The 16,425-nt window shown below is 69.3% G+C and carries 14 protein-coding genes; 5 read left to right on the top strand and 9 right to left on the bottom strand.

Annotated elements, in window-relative coordinates; translation table 11 throughout:
* Nucleotides 1-55 precede the first annotated feature (55 nt).
* The gene (locus tag AC1DYN_RS16320) at nucleotides 56-961 is read left to right on the top strand and encodes an AEC family transporter (protein WP_477961346.1); all 906 of its coding nucleotides are present in this window, start codon (nucleotides 56-58) and stop codon (nucleotides 959-961) included.
* A gap of 276 nt (nucleotides 962-1,237) precedes the next feature.
* Here the strand turns inward: AC1DYN_RS16320 and AC1DYN_RS16315 are convergent, their stop codons facing one another.
* The 4 genes from AC1DYN_RS16315 to queG form a co-directional block, all read right to left on the bottom strand.
* Nucleotides 1,238-3,478 (bottom strand): TonB-dependent receptor, encoded by a 2,241-nt coding sequence (locus tag AC1DYN_RS16315; protein ID WP_477961344.1) that lies wholly within the window; start codon nucleotides 3,476-3,478, stop codon nucleotides 1,238-1,240.
* A 74-nt stretch (nucleotides 3,479-3,552) separates the two neighbouring features.
* Nucleotides 3,553-4,584, bottom strand: a complete 1,032-nt coding sequence (locus AC1DYN_RS16310) for a purine-nucleoside phosphorylase (protein ID WP_477961342.1) — start codon at nucleotides 4,582-4,584, stop codon at nucleotides 3,553-3,555.
* Nucleotides 4,581-5,627 carry a 5'-methylthioadenosine/S-adenosylhomocysteine nucleosidase gene (locus AC1DYN_RS16305; protein ID WP_477961340.1) on the bottom strand — a complete coding sequence of 349 codons (1,047 nt, stop codon included), beginning with the start codon at nucleotides 5,625-5,627 and terminating at the stop codon, nucleotides 4,581-4,583. Before AC1DYN_RS16305 ends, AC1DYN_RS16310 begins: the two co-directional genes overlap by 4 nt.
* A gap of 65 nt (nucleotides 5,628-5,692) precedes the next feature.
* Complete coding sequence (gene queG, locus AC1DYN_RS16300) at nucleotides 5,693-6,799, bottom strand: tRNA epoxyqueuosine(34) reductase QueG (protein WP_477961338.1); 1,107 nt, start codon at nucleotides 6,797-6,799, stop codon at nucleotides 5,693-5,695.
* On the opposite strand from queG, the gene tsaE reads away from it, so the two are divergent.
* Together tsaE and AC1DYN_RS16290 are read left to right on the top strand one after the other, a co-directional pair.
* A complete protein-coding gene (gene tsaE / locus AC1DYN_RS16295) occupies nucleotides 6,800-7,291 on the top strand; it encodes a tRNA (adenosine(37)-N6)-threonylcarbamoyltransferase complex ATPase subunit type 1 TsaE (protein WP_477961336.1) in 492 nt (163 codons plus the stop codon).
* Nucleotides 7,288-8,649: an N-acetylmuramoyl-L-alanine amidase gene (locus AC1DYN_RS16290; protein WP_477961334.1), complete on the top strand. Its 1,362-nt coding sequence runs from the start codon at nucleotides 7,288-7,290 to the stop codon at nucleotides 8,647-8,649. The genes tsaE and AC1DYN_RS16290 overlap by 4 nt, the downstream gene beginning before the upstream one ends.
* Before the next feature lie 28 nt (nucleotides 8,650-8,677).
* Here AC1DYN_RS16290 and AC1DYN_RS16285 read toward each other — a convergent pair whose 3' ends face one another.
* Nucleotides 8,678-9,322, bottom strand: a complete 645-nt coding sequence (locus tag AC1DYN_RS16285) for a DedA family protein (protein WP_477961332.1) — start codon at nucleotides 9,320-9,322, stop codon at nucleotides 8,678-8,680.
* A gap of 12 nt (nucleotides 9,323-9,334) precedes the next feature.
* Nucleotides 9,335-10,948, bottom strand: a complete 1,614-nt coding sequence (locus tag AC1DYN_RS16280; protein WP_477961330.1) for a cation:proton antiporter — start codon at nucleotides 10,946-10,948, stop codon at nucleotides 9,335-9,337.
* Between the two features lie 44 nt (nucleotides 10,949-10,992).
* Here AC1DYN_RS16280 and mutL point away from each other — a divergent pair, with 44 nt between their 5' ends.
* Together mutL and AC1DYN_RS16270 are read left to right on the top strand one after the other, a co-directional pair.
* Entirely contained in the window at nucleotides 10,993-12,858 is a 1,866-nt protein-coding gene (gene mutL / locus AC1DYN_RS16275) for a DNA mismatch repair endonuclease MutL (protein WP_477961328.1), read from the top strand.
* An 11-nt stretch (nucleotides 12,859-12,869) separates the two neighbouring features.
* Nucleotides 12,870-13,463 carry a MarC family protein gene (locus tag AC1DYN_RS16270; RefSeq protein WP_477961326.1) on the top strand — a complete coding sequence of 198 codons (594 nt, stop codon included), beginning with the start codon at nucleotides 12,870-12,872 and terminating at the stop codon, nucleotides 13,461-13,463.
* A gap of 59 nt (nucleotides 13,464-13,522) precedes the next feature.
* Here the strand turns inward: AC1DYN_RS16270 and AC1DYN_RS16265 are convergent, their stop codons facing one another.
* The 3 genes from AC1DYN_RS16265 to AC1DYN_RS16255 all read right to left on the bottom strand — a co-directional run bounded on the left by AC1DYN_RS16265 (nucleotide 13,523) and on the right by AC1DYN_RS16255 (nucleotide 16,306).
* Entirely contained in the window at nucleotides 13,523-14,491 is a 969-nt protein-coding gene (locus AC1DYN_RS16265; RefSeq protein ID WP_477961324.1) for a porin, read from the bottom strand.
* 180 nt (nucleotides 14,492-14,671) lie between these two features.
* The gene (locus AC1DYN_RS16260) at nucleotides 14,672-15,424 is read right to left on the bottom strand and encodes an amino acid ABC transporter permease (protein ID WP_477961322.1); all 753 of its coding nucleotides are present in this window, start codon (nucleotides 15,422-15,424) and stop codon (nucleotides 14,672-14,674) included.
* 18 nt (nucleotides 15,425-15,442) lie between these two features.
* Nucleotides 15,443-16,306: a basic amino acid ABC transporter substrate-binding protein gene (locus AC1DYN_RS16255; RefSeq protein ID WP_477961320.1), complete on the bottom strand. Its 864-nt coding sequence runs from the start codon at nucleotides 16,304-16,306 to the stop codon at nucleotides 15,443-15,445.
* Nucleotides 16,307-16,425 lie beyond the last annotated feature (119 nt).

The following is a 16,425-nucleotide window of genomic DNA, read 5'->3' as shown; positions in this document are numbered from 1 at the left end:
ATCCGTGCCGGTGCTGTGGAAACTACGCAGCGCTGGCGCTGGCACACTCGGCCGCATGTCGAATGCCTTGCTGCTGCTGCCGGACTTCCTGCTGATCGTCGTCGGTTTCTGCATCTGCCGCTACACCGCGCTGGACCGTCCGGTGTGGGAAGCCGCCGAGCGCCTGGTGTACTACGTGCTGTTCCCGGTGCTGCTGTTCAACTCCATCGTGCGCAGCCCGCTGCAGCCGGCGCAGACGCTGAGCCTCGCGGCCGGCGGTGTCGGCGCGGTGCTGGTGGGCATCGGGCTGTCCTACGCGTTGGGGCGCTGGCCGGGGGTGGATGCGCGGCTGCATGCGTCGGGGGCGCAGACGGCCTTCCGCTTCAACTCGTTCATCGCGCTGGCGCTGGCCGAGCGGCTCGGCGGGCAGCAGGGCGTCGCATGGATGGCCTTGCTGATCGCGCTGTGCGTACCGCTTTGCAACGTGGCGGCGGTGTGGCCGCTGGCCAGGCATGGCGGGCATTCGTATGGACGCGAGATCGTGCGCAACCCACTGATCGTCAGCACGCTGGCGGGGCTGCTGGCGAACCTGGCGGGGCTGCAGTTTCCGGAGGCGGTGGCGACCACCTTGCAGCGCATCGGCGTGGCGGCGCTGCCGGTGGGGCTGATGGCGGTGGGGGCCGGCTTGCGCGTGGCGGGTTTGCGGGCCGCGCCGGGGCTGGCCGCCGCCTTCCTGACGATCCGCCATGCGGTGCTGCCGGCGGTGGCGATCGGGCTGACCGCCGCCTTGGCGCTGCCGCTCGCGCAACGCGACATCGTCGTGCTGTTCGCGGCGATGCCCACAGCGTCGAGCGCGTATGTGCTGGCGGCGCGGATGGGTGGGGACGGGGCCTACGTGGCCGGGCTGGTCACGTTGTCGACGCTGCTGGGGATGCTGAGCATTCCGGTGTGGTTGGCGGTGCTTGCGGCATTGCCGGTCTGAGCGAGCAAAGGCGCGGGTGGGCTGTCTGGGGCTCGCCGGATGAGGCGGTCGCCGCGCCGGGGGCGCGACGACTGCCCTCCGCTGCGCGGTTTGACGGCCCGTCGCCGAAACTCCCGCCGCTCGCTTCGCTCGCTGTGGTCAAACAGTCGGCGACAGTCAGATCACGAAGCGCGCTGGCGCGCGCGGGCCATCAAACCGCACAGCTCCGGCGCCCCATCCTGATTGGCGTTCCCCAGACAGCCCACCCGCGCCTTTGCCTGCACCGAGACCCGCTCGTCAGAACGTCGCCTTGAACTGAGCCCCAAACGTCCGCGGCTCGTTCACGAACCCCGTCAGGTTGTTGAAGTCGATGCCCCCCACCACCTGCACCTCGTTGGTGATGTTGCGCGCGAACACCGCCGCCTCGTACTTGCCGTTGGCCCAGATGTAGCCCAGCCGCAGCCCGCCGGTCAGCAGCGACTTGCCGGTGAACTCGGTCGACTCGTAGAGGAAGAAGTTGATCTTGCTGCGGTACGACCAGTCGGTGTAGACGTAGGCCTCGCCGCCATTGGCCATCGGCATGCCGTAGCGCAGCGTCACGTTGCCGATCCACTTCGGCGCCTGCGGCAGCGGGTTGCCGTCGATGTGGTACGTGCCCGCCACCGTGCCGGCCGGGTCGGTCACCGTGCATTGCGCGCAGCCGGCCACCACCAGGTCGCCATCCTTGATCTTCGTCATGTTGTAGCTGCCGTTCATCGTCAACAGCAGCGTGTCGGTCAGGAAGGCATCGAAGTTGAACTCCACGCCCTGGCCCTGCGCCTTCTTCGCGCTGACCAGCGTGGTCACGTTCTTTGAGCCGCCGACGGCGCTCAACTGCTGGTCCTTCACGTCGTAGTGGAAGACGCTGACCGAGGTGCGCGCCCGCTTGTTCAGCAGGTCGGCCTTGACGCCCGCCTCGTACGAGGTGTTGGTCTCCGGGCCGGCCTTCGATTGCGGGCCGAAGGCCGAGGCGTTCTGCAGGCTGGAGGCGCGGAAGCCCGTCGCGACACGCGCATACAGGTTCAGGTCAGGCGTCAGCGCGTAGGTGCCGCTCAAGTCCCAGTTGACCTTCGAGTCCTTCGTGTTGTCCGAGGTGCCGTTGCTGGTGTCGATCGCCGTGTCGGCCGACGACGTCACCAGGTGCTTCTCGTCGTGCGTGTAGCGCAGGCCGGCGCGCATGCTCGCCTGCGGCGTGAACTGGTAGTTGGCCGAGCCGAACACCGCCCAGGCATTGTTGGTCTGCCGCGTCTGCACCGAGGTGTCGGGGCCGTGGAAGATGGTGTCGTAGCTGATGCTGTCGATCAGGTAGCTCTCGCGGAACAGGTACACGCCGCCCTGCCACTTCAGCGGGCCGGCCCCCAGCGACTCGAGGCGGAACTCCTGCGAGTACTGGCGGTGGCCGTTCAGCGCGTCCGAGGTCTCGCTGGAGAACGGGATGAAGCCCGGGCCATAGGCGCCACCCGGCGCGTACGGCGCGCCATAGCCGCCATCCACGTCGCCGCGGCTGTAGGTGTACAGGTGCTCGAAACCGGTGATCGAGTTCAGCGCCACCGTGTCGAAGGCCCAGCGCAGCCGCAGGCTGGTGCCGAAGTTCGACAGCGTCTGCTCGTTCTTGCCGTCGATCGTGACCGACTTCTCGTCGAAGCCGTCGACCAGGTCGTTCGTGCCCGGCTTGATGATGTTGGCGCGGAACACGCGCGCCGTGCCCTTCAGGTCGCGCATGTGCACGTTGCCGAGCGCGCTGAAGCTGCTGTTCGGCTGGTACAGCGCCTGCAGGCGGATCGCGTTGTCGTCGTAGCCCTCGAGCTTGTCGGTCTGCGCCGGGCGGTAGTTGTTGTCGACCCAGTCGTCGCGGTGCTGCGACTGGATCGACACGCGGGCCGCGAAATCCGGGCTCGCCGACGCGTTCCACGCGCCCTCGACGTTGGTGGTGCCGAACGTGCCGTAGCTGATGCTGCCGTAGCCTTCGTTCTTCTTCAGCTGCGGCTTGACCGATTCGAACTTGACGACGCCGGCCGGCGTGTTGCGGCCGAACAAGGTGCCCTGCGGGCCGGCCAGCACCTCGACGCGGTCGAGGTCGAACACCGGGAAACCCTTCAGGATCGGGTTCTCCTGCACCACGTCGTCATAGATCAGCGACACCGGCTGCGATGCGTTCAGGTGGAAGTCGGTGTTGCCGTAGCCGCGGATGTAGAAGCGCGGGAAGGCCCGGCCGAACGACGACTCGATGTTCAGGCTGGGCACGCGGCCGGACAGCATGCGCACGTCCTCGCCGGACGAATTGAGCACGTCCAGCTTCTCGCCGCTCAGCGTCGAGATCGACATCGGCACGTCCTTGGCATTCTCCGTGCGGCGCTCGGCCGTCACGGTCACCGGGGCCAGCACGCCGGCCACCGGCGGGGTGCCGGCGTCCTGCGCCTGGGCGGCCAGCGCCGCGAGCGCCAGGCCGATCGAGAAGGAGGTGCGCTTCAGCGCGAACGGGGCCGCTTGATGGGGCATGGGATACATCCGTGTGGGTGGGGAATCGGAAGGCGGTGAGCAACTGCCATGCCACCTTGCGGTGCATCAGGCCGTCAGGGCGCCGGCACGCCGAGCTTCCACTGCTCCCAGTGGCTGACGATGTCGTTCACCAGCAGGCCGCCGACGGCGTACAGGTTCTGCGTGGCCGGCACGAAGCCGCCCGGCGTGCCGGCGGTCGACGCCATCAGCGACGCATAGGCGCTCTGCCCCGAATGGGGGCGGTCGAAGTTCGATGCGGTGCGCAGCACGGCCAGGCGCTTGATGTCGACCTTGCCGGACGCACCGGCACGGGCCAGCGCGTTGTAGGTGGCGTTGTCCTCCTGCTGGGTGGTGCAGTAGACGCCCTTGCCGTCGGTCAGCACGCGCGTCCAGGCGCGCGCCTGCTCGCCCAGCTTGTGGCCGTGCCACCAGGTGTCGCCGCCCAGCGTGTCGCACTGCGTGACGGTGGGCGGTTGGTTGGCCGGTGCCTGCTTGTAGCGCTTGCGGTAGGCCTTGGCCGCGTCGCTGTCGGCCAGCGGCGCGTTCTTCGTCAGCGCCAGCGCCTTCTGCAGCAGCGCCTCGTCGAGCTGGGCCACCTCGGTGTGGTACTCGAGCTTCGGCTTCTCCCCCGGGCCACGGGTCATGATGCCGAAATAGCCGGACGCCCAGCCCTTGGGCATCTCGCGCGCATCCAGCTCGTGCGCGATGCCGAAGTCCACCAGGTAGCGCGCCCACGCGGCGGTGCCCAGCGTGCCGCGCGCTGGGTCGATGCCGGCAATGCCGGCGATCAGGAAATACGTCTGGCGCAGGTCGAAGCGCGGGTCCAGCGTCACCGCCATCGTCGACGCGGCGACGTTGGCATGGCCCATGCCCGCGGTCAGCAGGCACACGTCGTCGGCGTTGCAGCGCAAGGCCGGACTCTCGGGCAGCAGGCCGGGCACCGGGATGCTGTCGGTCAGCTTCAGCGGCGCGATCCACGGCGCGGCCTCGGGTTCGAACATCGAGATGATCAGCACCTTCAGCGGGCGCGGGGTGGCCACCGGCTGGGCCCACGCCAGCGGGGCGGCCAGCGCCAGCAGCACGGCGGCGAACGTCTTCGTCTTCATGGCTTGCGTCTCCGGGAAGGGTTCTTCTTGTCGGTCTTGGCCCAGGCCTCGAGGAAGTCCATCGTCACCGCGGCCTCGTTGGCTTCGGCCAGGCCGCTCAGGAAGAGGGCGCCGACGTCGGCGTTGAATTCCTCGGCGCCGGCCAGGTCGCTCAGGCTGCGGAAGGCGATGTAGGGCACGCCGTTCGCGTGCGCCACGTGGGCCAGCGCCGCGGTTTCCATCTCGAAGGTCTCGGCCTGCAACTGCTCGAACAGATAGGTGCGGTAGGCCGGGTTGGCCAGGAACAGCGTGCCCGACACGCCGCGCCCACCGACCACGACGCGCGGCTGCGTGGCCACGCACAGCTTCGGGTCGGGCTCGGTCACGCCCGGCTTGAACGCCTTCGGGCCGCAGCGCGCCAGCGCCGGTGCGATGGCGCGCGCCACCGCCAGCATGGCCGGATCGGCCTCGTAGTCGAAACGGTACTCGCCCTGCGGCGCGCGGGCGCTGCTCATCACGAAGTTCTGGCGCATGAACAGGCCGCCGATGGGCGCGGCGCCGACGAAGGGCGGCACCATCTTGCCGTTCACCTCGGCGAACTTGAGGCCCAGGCAGCTCACGTCGCCCGGCGCACCGCAGGGCGCGGGCGGCGCGCCGTCATGGCTCCAGTAGACCTCGAGCGGCATGGCCCAGCGCTCGGGCACGATCACGTCGCCGACGTGGTGGGCCGGGTTCACGCCGCCGCTGATGCCGCTCATGATCAGCCGCTGCACGCGGAAATGGTCGAGCATCAGCTGCGTGACCATCGTCGAGTTGATCATGCTGACGCCGCTCAGCACGATGACGACCTTGTTGCCGCGCAGCGTGCCGGTGGTGAAGCGGTTGCCGTTGACCGTCCAGGTGCGCCGGCCCTGCGTGTTGGCGACCAGGATGTCGGCCTCGGCGCCGAAGGCCGAGACGATGCCGATGCGCGGCGTGCAATCGCTCAGGCAGCGGGGGGCGGCGGCGGCCGATGAAACGAAGAAGGCGAGGAACAGCAGCGACAGCAGACGGCGGACAGGCATGCGGGGGCAGTTCGTTGAAGACAACACCGGGTTGAGCAATGTTCGTGCCGTTCGACTGCCACGGGTCACGCGCGAAGCGCCCAGTCTATGTGCTCGCGCACCAGTTCGTCGACCTGCCCGCGTTCGTCGCGCAGGGCCTGCGCCAGCGCCTCGCGTTCGGCCGGCGGCGTCGCCGGGTCGCGCAGCGCATTGCCGATCGCCACCGCCAGGTTGCGGCGCCAGCGTGCGTGGCCGATGCGGCGGATCGCGCTGCCTTCGGTGTGGCGCAGGAACTCGTCCTCGCTCCAGGCCCACAGCGCGCGCAGCGTCGGCGCGGCCAGCGCGTCGCGCACGTCGAAATCGGGCAGCGGGCTGCGCTGCGCGTACTTGTTCCACGGGCACACCAGCTGGCAGTCGTCGCAGCCGTAGATGCGGTTGCCCATCGCCGGGCGCAGTTCTTCGGGGATCGGGCCGGCGTGCTCGATCGTCAGGTACGAGATGCAGCGCCGCGCATCGATGCGGTAGGGCGCGACGATGGCCTGCGTCGGGCAGACGTCCAGGCAGGCGCTGCAGCTGCCGCAGTGGCCGCTGACCGGCGTCGACAGCGGCAGCGGCAGGTCGACGTAGATCTCGCCGAGGAAGAACATCGAGCCGGCCTCGCGGTGCAGCGTCAGCGTGTGCTTGCCGCGCCAGCCGATGCCGCTGCGCGACGCGAGCTCCACCTCGAGCACCGGGGCCGAGTCGGTGAACACGCGGTGGCCGCGCGGTCCCACTTCTTCCTGCAGGCGGTCGGCCAGCTTCTGCAGCCGGTTGCGCAACACCTTGTGGTAGTCGCGGCCGCGGGCATAGAGGGACACCGCGGCCTGGGCCGGCGCGGCCAGGCGCTGCCATTCGATGGCCTGCCAGTCGTCCGGCGTGTCGGTTGCGGTGCGGCGGGGCAGGTAGTCCATGCGCGCCGTGATCACCCGCACGGTGCCCGGCACCAGCTCGGCCGGGCGCGCGCGCTTCAGCCCGTGGGCGGCCATGTAGGCCATCTCGCCATGGAAACCGTTGCGCAACCATGCCAGCAGGCCGGGTTCGGCGGACGACAGATCCACATCGGCCACGCCGATCTGTGAAAATCCGAGCGCGAGGCCCCAGTCGCGCAATTGCGCGACGAGGCCGTCACCGTCCAACTGCTGAGCTTCGGTCATTTGACGATTCTAGAAACCCGATCGCTGCACTGGCCCGACGAGGCCGCCTGCGCCGCCACCGCGCAGCGGCTGGCGGCGCATCCCGCGCTGCGCGACGCCTTCGTCGAGCTGCACGGCCCGCTGGGCGCCGGCAAGACCACCTTCACGCGCCACCTGCTGCAGGCCCTGGGCGTCACCGGGCGCATCAAGAGCCCGACCTACGCCGTGATGGAGCAGTATCCGCTGCCGGGCTGCGCGCCGATCTCGCATTTCGATTTCTACCGCTTCAAGGACCCGCAGGAGTTCGAGGATGCCGGTTTCCGCGACGTCTTCGGCGCACCCGGGCTGAAGATCGCCGAATGGCCGGAGCAGGCGCAGGCGCTGCTGCCGTTGGCCGATTTGCGCATCGACATCGCCCTCGGAGATGACAAACCAGAGGATGAACCGGGCGAAGGCGAGCGCCACGTGCAACTGACGGCGCAGACGCCGCGCGGCGTGGAGCTGCTGTCATGAGGCGGCGCGCTGCATTGAAAGGCCTGGGCAGCGTCGTGCTGCTGCTGGGCGTGCGCGAGCTGGCCTTCGGCGCCAGCATCGTCGCGGTGCGGGTCTGGCCGGCGGCCGAGTACACGCGCGTGACGCTGGAATCGGACAGCGCGCTGTCGGTCAAGCATTTCCTGGCCGAGAACCCGAACCGGCTGGTGATCGACATCGACGGGCTGGAGCTGAGCCCGGCGCTGCGCGAGATCGTCGGCAAGGTGCGCTCGGACGACCCGTTCATCGGCGGCGTGCGCGTCGGCCAGAACCAGCCGCGCATCGTGCGCCTGGTGATCGACCTGAAGCAGGCCACCGCGCCGCAGCTGTTCACGCTGGCGCCGGTGGCGGCCTACCAGCACCGGCTGGTGTTCGACCTGTACCCGACGCACGAGCGCGATCCGCTGCTGGCGCTGATCAAGGACAAGGAGCAGGCCGAGCAGCGGGCGGCGCAGGAGGTGCAGGACGCGCTGGGCCAGTTCATCGGCAAGATCGGCAAGCCGCCGGACGTGAACATCCGGCCGCTGCCGGCGCCGCCGGTCGCTGCGGCGTCGCAATCGACGCCCGCTGCGCAGGGCCCTCTCGAGGCCGGGGCCGCCTCGGCGCCCGCGATGACGCAGGGCCGGATCGACCGGCTGATCATCGTCGCGCTCGATCCCGGGCATGGCGGCGAGGATCCCGGTGCCAGCGGCCCGAGCGGGTTGCGGGAGAAGGACGTGGTGCTGCAGGTGGCGCTGAAGCTGCGCGACCGCATCAACGCGCTGCCGGGCTTTCGCGCGATGATGACGCGCGATGCCGACTTCTTCGTGCCGCTGCAAGACCGCGTGCGCAAGGCCAGGCGCGTGCAGGCCGACCTGTTCGTGTCCATCCATGCCGATGCCTTCCTGACGCCGAAGGCGCGCGGCGCCTCGGTATTCGCGCTGTCGCAGCATGGCGCCAGCAGCACCGCGGCGCGCTGGATGGCCGACAAGGAGAACGCGGCCGACATGGTGGGCGGCGTCAACTTCAAGGCCAAGGATGCAGCGGTGCTGCGCGCGATGCTCGACATGAGCACCACCGCGCAGATCAAGGACAGCCTGAAGCTCGGCGGCGAGGTGCTGGGGCAGATCGGCAAGGTCGGCAAGCTGCACAAGGGCAGCGTCGAGCAGGCGGGCTTCGCGGTGCTGAAGGCGCCGGACGTCCCGTCGATCCTGGTCGAGACCGCGTTCATCTCGAACCCGGAGGAGGAAGCCAAGCTGCGCGACCCGGAATACCAGGGCCGGCTGGTGGAGGCGCTGACGACGGGGATCAGGCGCTACTTCGCGAAGAACCCGCCACTGGCAAGACAACGTCAGTTGTGACGACCCCGGATGCCAATCCGGGATGCATTCACGCGGCCTGGGTACGCCGCGCCTTCCACGCCCCGAACAGCACCAGCAACCCCGGCAGCAGGATCGCGCCCCAGATGATCTTGTCCAGGTGCTCCTTGACCCACGGGATGTTGCCGAACAGGTAGCCGGCCAGCGTGACGCCGCCGACCCACAGCACGCCGCCGGTCACGTCGTAGAACGTGAACTTGCTGCGCGTCATCTGCGCGACGCCGGCGACGAAGGGCGCGAAGGTGCGCAGGAAGGGCATGAAGCGCGCCGCGATGATCGTGATGCCGCCGTATTTCTCGTAGAACGCATGCGCCTGCTCGAAGGCGCGCTTGTTGAAGAAGCGCGAGTTCTCCCACTGGAACACGCGCGGCCCGAAGAAGCGCCCGATCGTGTAGTTGCTCTGGTTGCCGAGGATGGCCGCGGCCACCAGCAGCCCGATCGACAGCGGCAGGTTCATCAGGCCCGCGCCGCACAGCGCGCCGACCACGAACAGCAGCGAATCGCCCGGCAGGAAGGGCATCACCACCACGCCGGTCTCGACGAAGATGATCAGGAACAGCAGCGCATACACCCAGGTGCCGTAGGCCGCGACGAAGTTCGCGAGGTGCACGTCGACGTGCAGGATGAAGTCGAGGAGAAATTGCAGGATGTCCATGGCGTCGGATTATCAGAGCAAGGCCTTGATCGCCCGCGCCATCTGCGCGCTCTGCTCGTCGCGCCCGTCGCTGACGAACTGCGCGCCGAACTCTTCCAGCCAGGCCCGCTCGGCATCGGTGTTCGCGCTGCCGCTGATCACGATGCGCGGGTTGAGCCGCCGCGCCAGCGTGCAGACCCGGATCTTGTCGGGCAGCCCCAGGTCGGCGGCCACCAGCAGGCGGGCGTCGGCGATGCCGGCGGCTTCGAGCACCTCGGCGCGCGTCGGGTCGCCGAAGACCAGTACCAGCCCCGGCACCGCGTCCAGGTCGGGATCGTGGTGGATGGCCGAGACCGCCATGCCGCCTTCGATGCAGTGCGCCGCGATGCGCTTGCCCAGCGCGCCGTAGCCGCACAGCACGACGGCTGCGGCGGAGGAGGGCGGCTCGGCGGCGGCGGGCTGCGGCGGCGCCAGCCCCGGTTCGGCGACGCGCTTGCCGATCCAGCGGAACAGCAGCGGGTTCACCGCGATCGACACGATCGCCCCCACCACCAGCGCATCCATCGCCTCGCGCGGCAGCACGCCGATCGACAGCCCCAGGCTCGCGAGGATGAACGAGAACTCGCCGATCTGCGCCAGGCCCACCGCCACTGTCGCGCTGGTGCGCGGCGGCTCGCGCAGCAGCGTGACGATCAGCACCGCGATCAGCGGCTTGACCACCAGCACGATCGCCAGCACCCCCGCCACCATCCACGGCTGCTGCAGCACGAAGCCGGGGTTGAACAGCATGCCGACCGAGACGAAGAACAGCGCCGAGAACACGTCGCGGAACGGCGCCATGTCGGCCGCGGCCTGCGGCCCGAAGCGCGACTGGCCCACCACCAGGCCGGCGAAGAAGGCGCCGAGCGCCACCGACACGTGGAACACCTCGGCCGCCAGCACCGCGACCCCGAGCGCGACGACGAACACCGTGAGCGTGAAGAGCTCCGACGACTGCGTGCGCGCCACCTTCTCGAGCAGGCGCCCGACGACCCGCGTGCCGACCACGCCCACCAGCAGAGCGAACACCACCACCTTGCCCAGCGCCATCAGCAGCGCCATGCCCAGCGACCCCGCCGCGCCGCCGGCCGACGGCGCGAGCAGCGGCAGCACCACCAGCGCGCCGACGGTGAACAGGTCCTCGACGATCAACCAGCCCACCGCGACGTGGCCGTCGCGGCTGGCCAGCCGGTTCTGCTCGACCAGCATGCGCATCAGCACCACCGTGCTGGCCACCGCGAGCGCCATGCCGAAGATCGCGCCGGCCGCGTGCGACCAGCCGAAGTAGCGCGCCAGCGCCCAGCCGGCGATGCCGGCGACGATGCTCTGGCCGATGGCGCCCGGCACCGCGAGCTTCCACACCCGCAGCAGCTCCTGCGGGTGGAAGTGCATGCCGACGCCGAACATCAGCAGGATCACGCCTATCTCGGCCAGCTGCGACGCGAGCCCCGCATCGGCGACGAAGCCCGGCGTGAAGGGCCCGACGACGATGCCGGCGAGCATGTAGCCGACCAGCGTGGACAAGCCGATGCGGCGCGTCAGCGCCCCGAAGACGAGTGCGAAGGCCAGGCCGCCGGCAAGGGTGATGAGCAGGGTCAGGTCGTGCATCGCCGGATTATCACGACGCCTCGCGACGCTCCTACAATTCCGCGATGAATGCCCTTTTGCAGCCCGCCCCCCGCCGTCCGATCCGCGAGCTGCCCGACGAACTGATCAGCCAGATCGCCGCCGGCGAAGTGGTCGAGCGGCCCGCTTCGGTGGTGCGCGAGCTGGTCGACAACGCGCTCGATGCTGGCGGCCGCGAGGTCACCGTCAAGCTGGTGGCCGGCGGCGTGCGCAGCATCCTGGTCGAGGACGATGGCCAGGGCATCCCGAGCGACGAGCTGCCGCTGGCGCTGCGCCGCCATGCCACCAGCAAGATCGCCTCGCTGGCCGAGCTGGAAGGCGTGGTCACGATGGGGTTCCGCGGCGAGGCGCTGGCCGCCATCGCATCGGTGGCCGAGCTCAGCATCGCCAGCCGCACCGAGGGCGCGCCGCATGCGCAGCGCATCGATGCGCGCTCGGGCGAGCTGGTGCCGGCCGCGCGCGGCACCGGCACCAGCGTCGAGGTGCGCGAGCTCTTCTTCAACACGCCGGCACGCCGCAAGTTCCTGAAGACCGACGCGACCGAGTTCGCCCACTGCCTCGATGCGGTGCGGCGCCATGCGCTGGCGCGGCCCGACGTCGGTTTCGCGGTGTGGCACGAAGGCAAGCTGTCGCAGCAATGGCGCCGCGCGGCGCAGGCGCAGCGCGTGCGCGACGTGATGGGCGACGAGTTCGTCGAGCAGAGCTGCGAGGTGATGCTGGAAGCCGGCCCGATGCGCATCACCGGCCGGGCCGGCACGCCGGCCGCGGCACGCGCGCGCGCCGACCAGCAGTACGTCTACGTCAACGGCCGCTGCGTGCGCGACAAGCTGATCGCCCACGGCGTGCGCTCGGCCTACGAAGACGTGCTGCACGGCGGGCGCCAGCCGGCCTACGTGCTGTTCATCGAGATCGCGCCCGACCGGGTCGACGTCAACGTGCACCCGACCAAGATCGAGGTGCGCTTCCGCGATTCGCGCGAAGTGCACCAGGCGGTGCGGCGCGCCATCGAGGCGGCGCTGGCGGCGCCGCGCGCGGCGACGGCCGCGGCGGACGAGGCGGGTGGCGTGGCCGGCGTGCTGCTGGCGTCCGAGCATCTCGCGGGCTACAGCGTGCCGGCGGCGCGGCCATCGTCCTTCGGCGGCGGTGGGTTCGCGCCGGCGCCGATGCGCCCGCAGGTGCAGGCCGGCCTCGGCCTGCAGCAGGTGGCGGTGCTGTGGGGCGGGGAGTCGGCGTCCGCGCCGCGCGCGGTGGCGCCGGCCGCCAACGCATCCACCAACGCGCCGGCGGCGATCGACTTCCAGCGCGACGAATGGCCGCTCGGCCGTGCCGTCGCGCAGATCGGCGGCGTGTTCGTGCTGGCCGAGAACAGCCACGGCCTCGTCATCGTCGACATGCACGCCGCGCACGAGCGCATCGTCTACGAGCGGCTGAAGGCCAGCCTCGGCAGCACGGCGATCGACAGCCAGCCGCTGCTGATCCCGGCCACGTTCTCCGCCACCGCGCAGGAGATCGCGACCGCGCAGGCCCAGGCCGACAACCTGCGCACGCTGGGGTTGGACGTCTCGCCGCTGTCGGCCACGACGCTCGCGGTGCGCTCGCAGCCGGCGGCGCTGGCCGGTGGCGACGTGGTCGAGCTCGCGCGCAGCGTGCTGGCCGAGCTGGCCCAGTACGACGCCAGCAGCGTGATCCAGCGCGCGCAGGACGAGCTGCTGTCGACCATGGCCTGCCATGGCGCGGTGCGCGCGAACCGGCAGCTGACGATCGACGAGATGAATGCGCTGCTGCGCGACATGGAGCGCACCGAGCGGTCCGACCAGTGCAACCACGGCCGGCCCACCTGGCGCCAGATCACGATGAAAGAACTCGACGCCCTCTTCTGGCGTGGACGCTGACCTGGGCGCCCATGGACCACAGCTTCTTCTCCGCCTTCATCCTGCTGCTGCTGGTGCTCGACCCGCTGGGCAGCCTGCCGATCTTCATCCCGATCATGCGCGAGGTGCCGAGGCACCGGCGGCGCTGGGTCGCGCTGCGCGAGGTCGGCATCGCATTCGGCGTGCTGTTCTTCTTCATGTTCTTCGGCGAGCCCTTCCTGCGGGTGATGCACCTGTCCGAGCGTTCGCTCGAGGTGGCGGGCGGCGTGATCCTGCTGATGGTGGCGATCCGGATGATCTTCAGCCACGAGGGCGGCGTGTACGGCACGCCCGAGGGCAAGGAGCCGCTGATCTTCCCGCTGGCCGTTCCGCTGCTGGCGGGGCCGTCGGCGATGGCGACGGTGCTGCTGCTGGCGTCGCGCCAGCCCGACCGCCTGCTCGATTGGGTGGCGGCGCTGACGGCGGCGATGGCCGTGTCGGGCGCGGTGCTGGTGCTGTGCGACCGCATCCGCCGCCTGCTCGGCGACTCGGTCGTCTCAGCGATCGAGAAGCTGATGGGCCTGGTGCTCACCGCCATCGCGGTGGAGATGGTGCTTGCCGGCCTGAAGCGCTACTTCCTCGGCTGACAAAAAAAAAGGCCGGTCTTTCGACCGGCCCTTCTGCTTCGATCCTGCGTATGCAGGGATCAGAAGTTGTGGCGGATGCCTGCGGCGATCGAGCTGAAGTCGACGCCGGGCAAGCCGGTGGCGTAGCCGGACAGCGCCTTGTTGTCGACCTTCGTGTAGAAGGCGTAGACCTTGGTGCGCTTGCTCAGGTTGTAGTTGTACGCGACGGTGGCTTGGCGCGAGTCGGTGTCGTCGATGTGGTCGACCTTGCCGGCCACGCCGAAGTTCAGGTGGAACTCCGAGGCGCCGACGGCGTACATGCCCGACAGGCGGACGATGTTGACCTTGCCGTCGAGCGGCTGGAAGGTGCTGCCCAGCTCGGCGCGCTGGTAGTAGCCGCCGAACGTGAAGGCGCCCAGCGTGTACAGCGCGCGCACGGCGAACTGCTTGTCGGCCTTGTTCTTCGAGAAGCCGGCGCCCACGGCCAGGTTGCCGACCGAGTAGTTGGCCGCCAGGTCATAGGCCTTTTCCTGGCCAGCGGCGCCTTCGCCTGCCGACACGGCCGCTTCCAGCGACAGGTCCTTCACGAATTCCGGAGCGCGCCAGGCGACCTTGTTCGTGTCGCGCATGACGTATTGGTACAGCGCGTCCGACGAGGTGCCGGTGTCGTGGTTGTGCATGCTCACGTAGTCGGCCGTCGCGTAGTACGACTCGCTCGTGAAGTTGCCCAGGCGCAGCGTGCCCAGCTCGGCGCTCTGCAGGAACACTTCCGACTGGCGGGCCCAGAAGGCGGTCTGGCTTTGCTTGCCGTTGTCGGCGTTGAAGCCGTGTTCCAGCTGGAAGCCGGCCTTCAGGCCGCCGCCCAGGTCTTCGACGCCCTTGAAGCCGATGCGCGAGGCGTTGTTCTGCAGGGCGTAGATGCTGTCGTCGCCGGTCTTCTGGCGTTCGACGGACTCGTTCAGGCGGCCGTAGATGGTGACACTGCTTTGCGCGAACGAGGTGCCAGCGGCGACGGTAGCCAGCGCGGCAACGATGAGGGAGCGTTTCATGAAGGCGTTCCTTGGGGTTGGGATTGCGTATACCTACTGCACCCTTGCTTTTGTCTTGAAGGTGCAAGTTTCAAATGGTATGCGTGCTGACCTTCGTTCGCGAAAACGGCAGGTTGGAAGACGCAAAACACACACTGAAACGTTGTCTGGACACGACAGCCGGCCCCGGGGGGCCGGGGCTCAGCGCCCGCGCAAGTGAGCAGGCGCTTCCAGGCGCTTCGCAAGCAGCGACAGCAGCAGCGTGAGCGCCAGGTACAGCGCCGAGATCGCCAGGTACGGTTCCCAGTAGCGCGAGTAGGTGCCGGCGACGGTGCGCGCGGCCAGCGCCAGCTCGGCCAGGCCGATGGCCGAGACCAGTGACGAGTCCTTGATCAGCGTGATGCCCTCGTTGACCAGCGCCGGCATCATGCGGCGGAAGGCCTGCGGCAGCACGATGAAGCGCATTGCCTGCGGATGGGTCAGGCCCAGGCTGTAGGCGGCCTGGGTCTGGCCGAGGTGGATGCTCTGGATGCCGGCGCGGAAGATCTCGGAGATGTACGCGCCGGCGTTCAGCGACAGTGCCAGCGCGCCGGAGAAGAACGCGCCGTGGGACTGGCGGAACTCGCGCGCCGCCTCGCCGCTGAGCAGCCAGCCGGTGTCCGGGTGGATCAGCGCCGGCATCAGCGCGAAGTGCACCAGCAGGATCTGCACGAACAGCGGCGTGCCGCGGAAGAAGGTGACGTAGCCGAGCGTGGCGGTGCGCAGCCCGGCCAGCAGCCAGCGCGCCGGCGCCGATTTGGGCGGCGGCGCGTCGCGCGAACTGCTGACGAGGCCGAGCAGCACGCCGAGCAGCAGCCCGGCGCCGATCGCGATCAGCGTCAGCAGGATCGTCGTCCACAGGCCCGACAGGAAGAGCGGGCCGTAGCCGGCCAGAATGCTCCAGCGCAAATCCATGACCGGCTCCGCGAACGCTTACTTCGAGGCGGCCGAGGCAGGCGCGGCGGCGGCCGCGGGCGCGCCGAAGTACTTGGCGAAGATCTGGTCGTAGGTGCCGTCGGCCTTGATGTCGGCCAGGCCCTTGTTCAGCTTCTCCAGCAGTTCGGTGTTGCCCTTCTTGACGGCGATGCCGTACTGCTCGGGCGCGAAGGCCTTGTCGGCCACCGTCTTGAACTTGCTGTCGGCGTTGTTGGCGACGTAGTTGATGACCACGCCGTTGTCGGCCACGACCGCGTCGACGCCGCCGGCTTCCAGTTCCTTCAGCGCGAGCGGGGTCGATTCGAAGCGCTTGATGTTGGTGCTGGTCTTGCCCTGCAGCTTGCTGACGACTTCATCGCCGGTGGTGCCGGTCTGCACGCCGACCTTCAGCTTCTTCAGGTCGTCGAACTTGCTGATCTTCGAGGTCTTCTTGACGGCGATCAGCTGTTGCGCGTCGAAGTAGGGGCCGGCGAAGTCCATCGTCTGCTTGCGCTCGTCGGTGATGGTGATGGCCGAGACCAGCAGGTCGCGGTCGCCCTGCGCCAGCGTGTTGAAGATGCCTTCCCACGGCGTGTTGGTGAACTTGACCTCGATGCCGGCCTTCTTGGCGATGGCGCTGACGACCTCGATGTCGAAGCCGACGATCTCGCCCTTCTCGTTCTGCGATTCGAACGGTGCGTAGGCGGCGTCGGTGCCGACGGCGTAGACCTTGGCAGGCGCCGGGGCCGAGGCGGCGACCGGCGGGGCCGATGCGGCGGGCGCAGCGGCGGTGGGCTCTTGCTTGCTGCAGGCAGCCAGCAGCAGGCCGGCGACGGCCAGCCCGGCGGTTTGCAGGAATCGACGGGTGTTCAAGGTGGTCATGGATACCCCTGGGGTTGTCTGTTGTGGGTGGGTCCGCAAGCTAGCAAGTCGCGGGCCGGTGGAGTGTAAGCCTGCCGAAACCGGTTTCCGCACGGGCGTACGGCAGCTGCCGGCCGTGC

The organism is Rhizobacter sp. P2_D12 (assembly GCF_056404395.1).
This window is presented reverse-complemented; position numbering and strand designations above follow the sequence as displayed.

What these genes read in the sequence shown, in the direction of transcription:
- AC1DYN_RS16270 (WP_477961326.1), top strand. Translation starts at nt 12,870, where the DNA reads ATGGACCACAGCTTCTTCTCCGCCTTCATCCTGCTGCTGCTGGTGCTC.
- AC1DYN_RS16280 (WP_477961330.1), bottom strand. Translation starts at nt 10,948, where the DNA reads ATGCACGACCTGACCCTGCTCATCACCCTTGCCGGCGGCCTGGCCTTC.
- queG (WP_477961338.1), bottom strand. Translation starts at nt 6,799, where the DNA reads ATGACCGAAGCTCAGCAGTTGGACGGTGACGGCCTCGTCGCGCAATTG.
- AC1DYN_RS16260 (WP_477961322.1), bottom strand. Translation starts at nt 15,424, where the DNA reads ATGGATTTGCGCTGGAGCATTCTGGCCGGCTACGGCCCGCTCTTCCTG.
- AC1DYN_RS16255 (WP_477961320.1), bottom strand. Translation starts at nt 16,306, where the DNA reads ATGACCACCTTGAACACCCGTCGATTCCTGCAAACCGCCGGGCTGGCC.
- AC1DYN_RS16320 (WP_477961346.1), top strand. Translation starts at nt 56, where the DNA reads ATGTCGAATGCCTTGCTGCTGCTGCCGGACTTCCTGCTGATCGTCGTC.
- AC1DYN_RS16290 (WP_477961334.1), top strand. Translation starts at nt 7,288, where the DNA reads ATGAGGCGGCGCGCTGCATTGAAAGGCCTGGGCAGCGTCGTGCTGCTG.
- AC1DYN_RS16310 (WP_477961342.1), bottom strand. Translation starts at nt 4,584, where the DNA reads ATGAAGACGAAGACGTTCGCCGCCGTGCTGCTGGCGCTGGCCGCCCCG.
- AC1DYN_RS16315 (WP_477961344.1), bottom strand. Translation starts at nt 3,478, where the DNA reads ATGCCCCATCAAGCGGCCCCGTTCGCGCTGAAGCGCACCTCCTTCTCG.
- mutL (WP_477961328.1), top strand. Translation starts at nt 10,993, where the DNA reads ATGAATGCCCTTTTGCAGCCCGCCCCCCGCCGTCCGATCCGCGAGCTG.
- AC1DYN_RS16305 (WP_477961340.1), bottom strand. Translation starts at nt 5,627, where the DNA reads ATGCCTGTCCGCCGTCTGCTGTCGCTGCTGTTCCTCGCCTTCTTCGTT.
- AC1DYN_RS16265 (WP_477961324.1), bottom strand. Translation starts at nt 14,491, where the DNA reads ATGAAACGCTCCCTCATCGTTGCCGCGCTGGCTACCGTCGCCGCTGGC.
- AC1DYN_RS16285 (WP_477961332.1), bottom strand. Translation starts at nt 9,322, where the DNA reads ATGGACATCCTGCAATTTCTCCTCGACTTCATCCTGCACGTCGACGTG.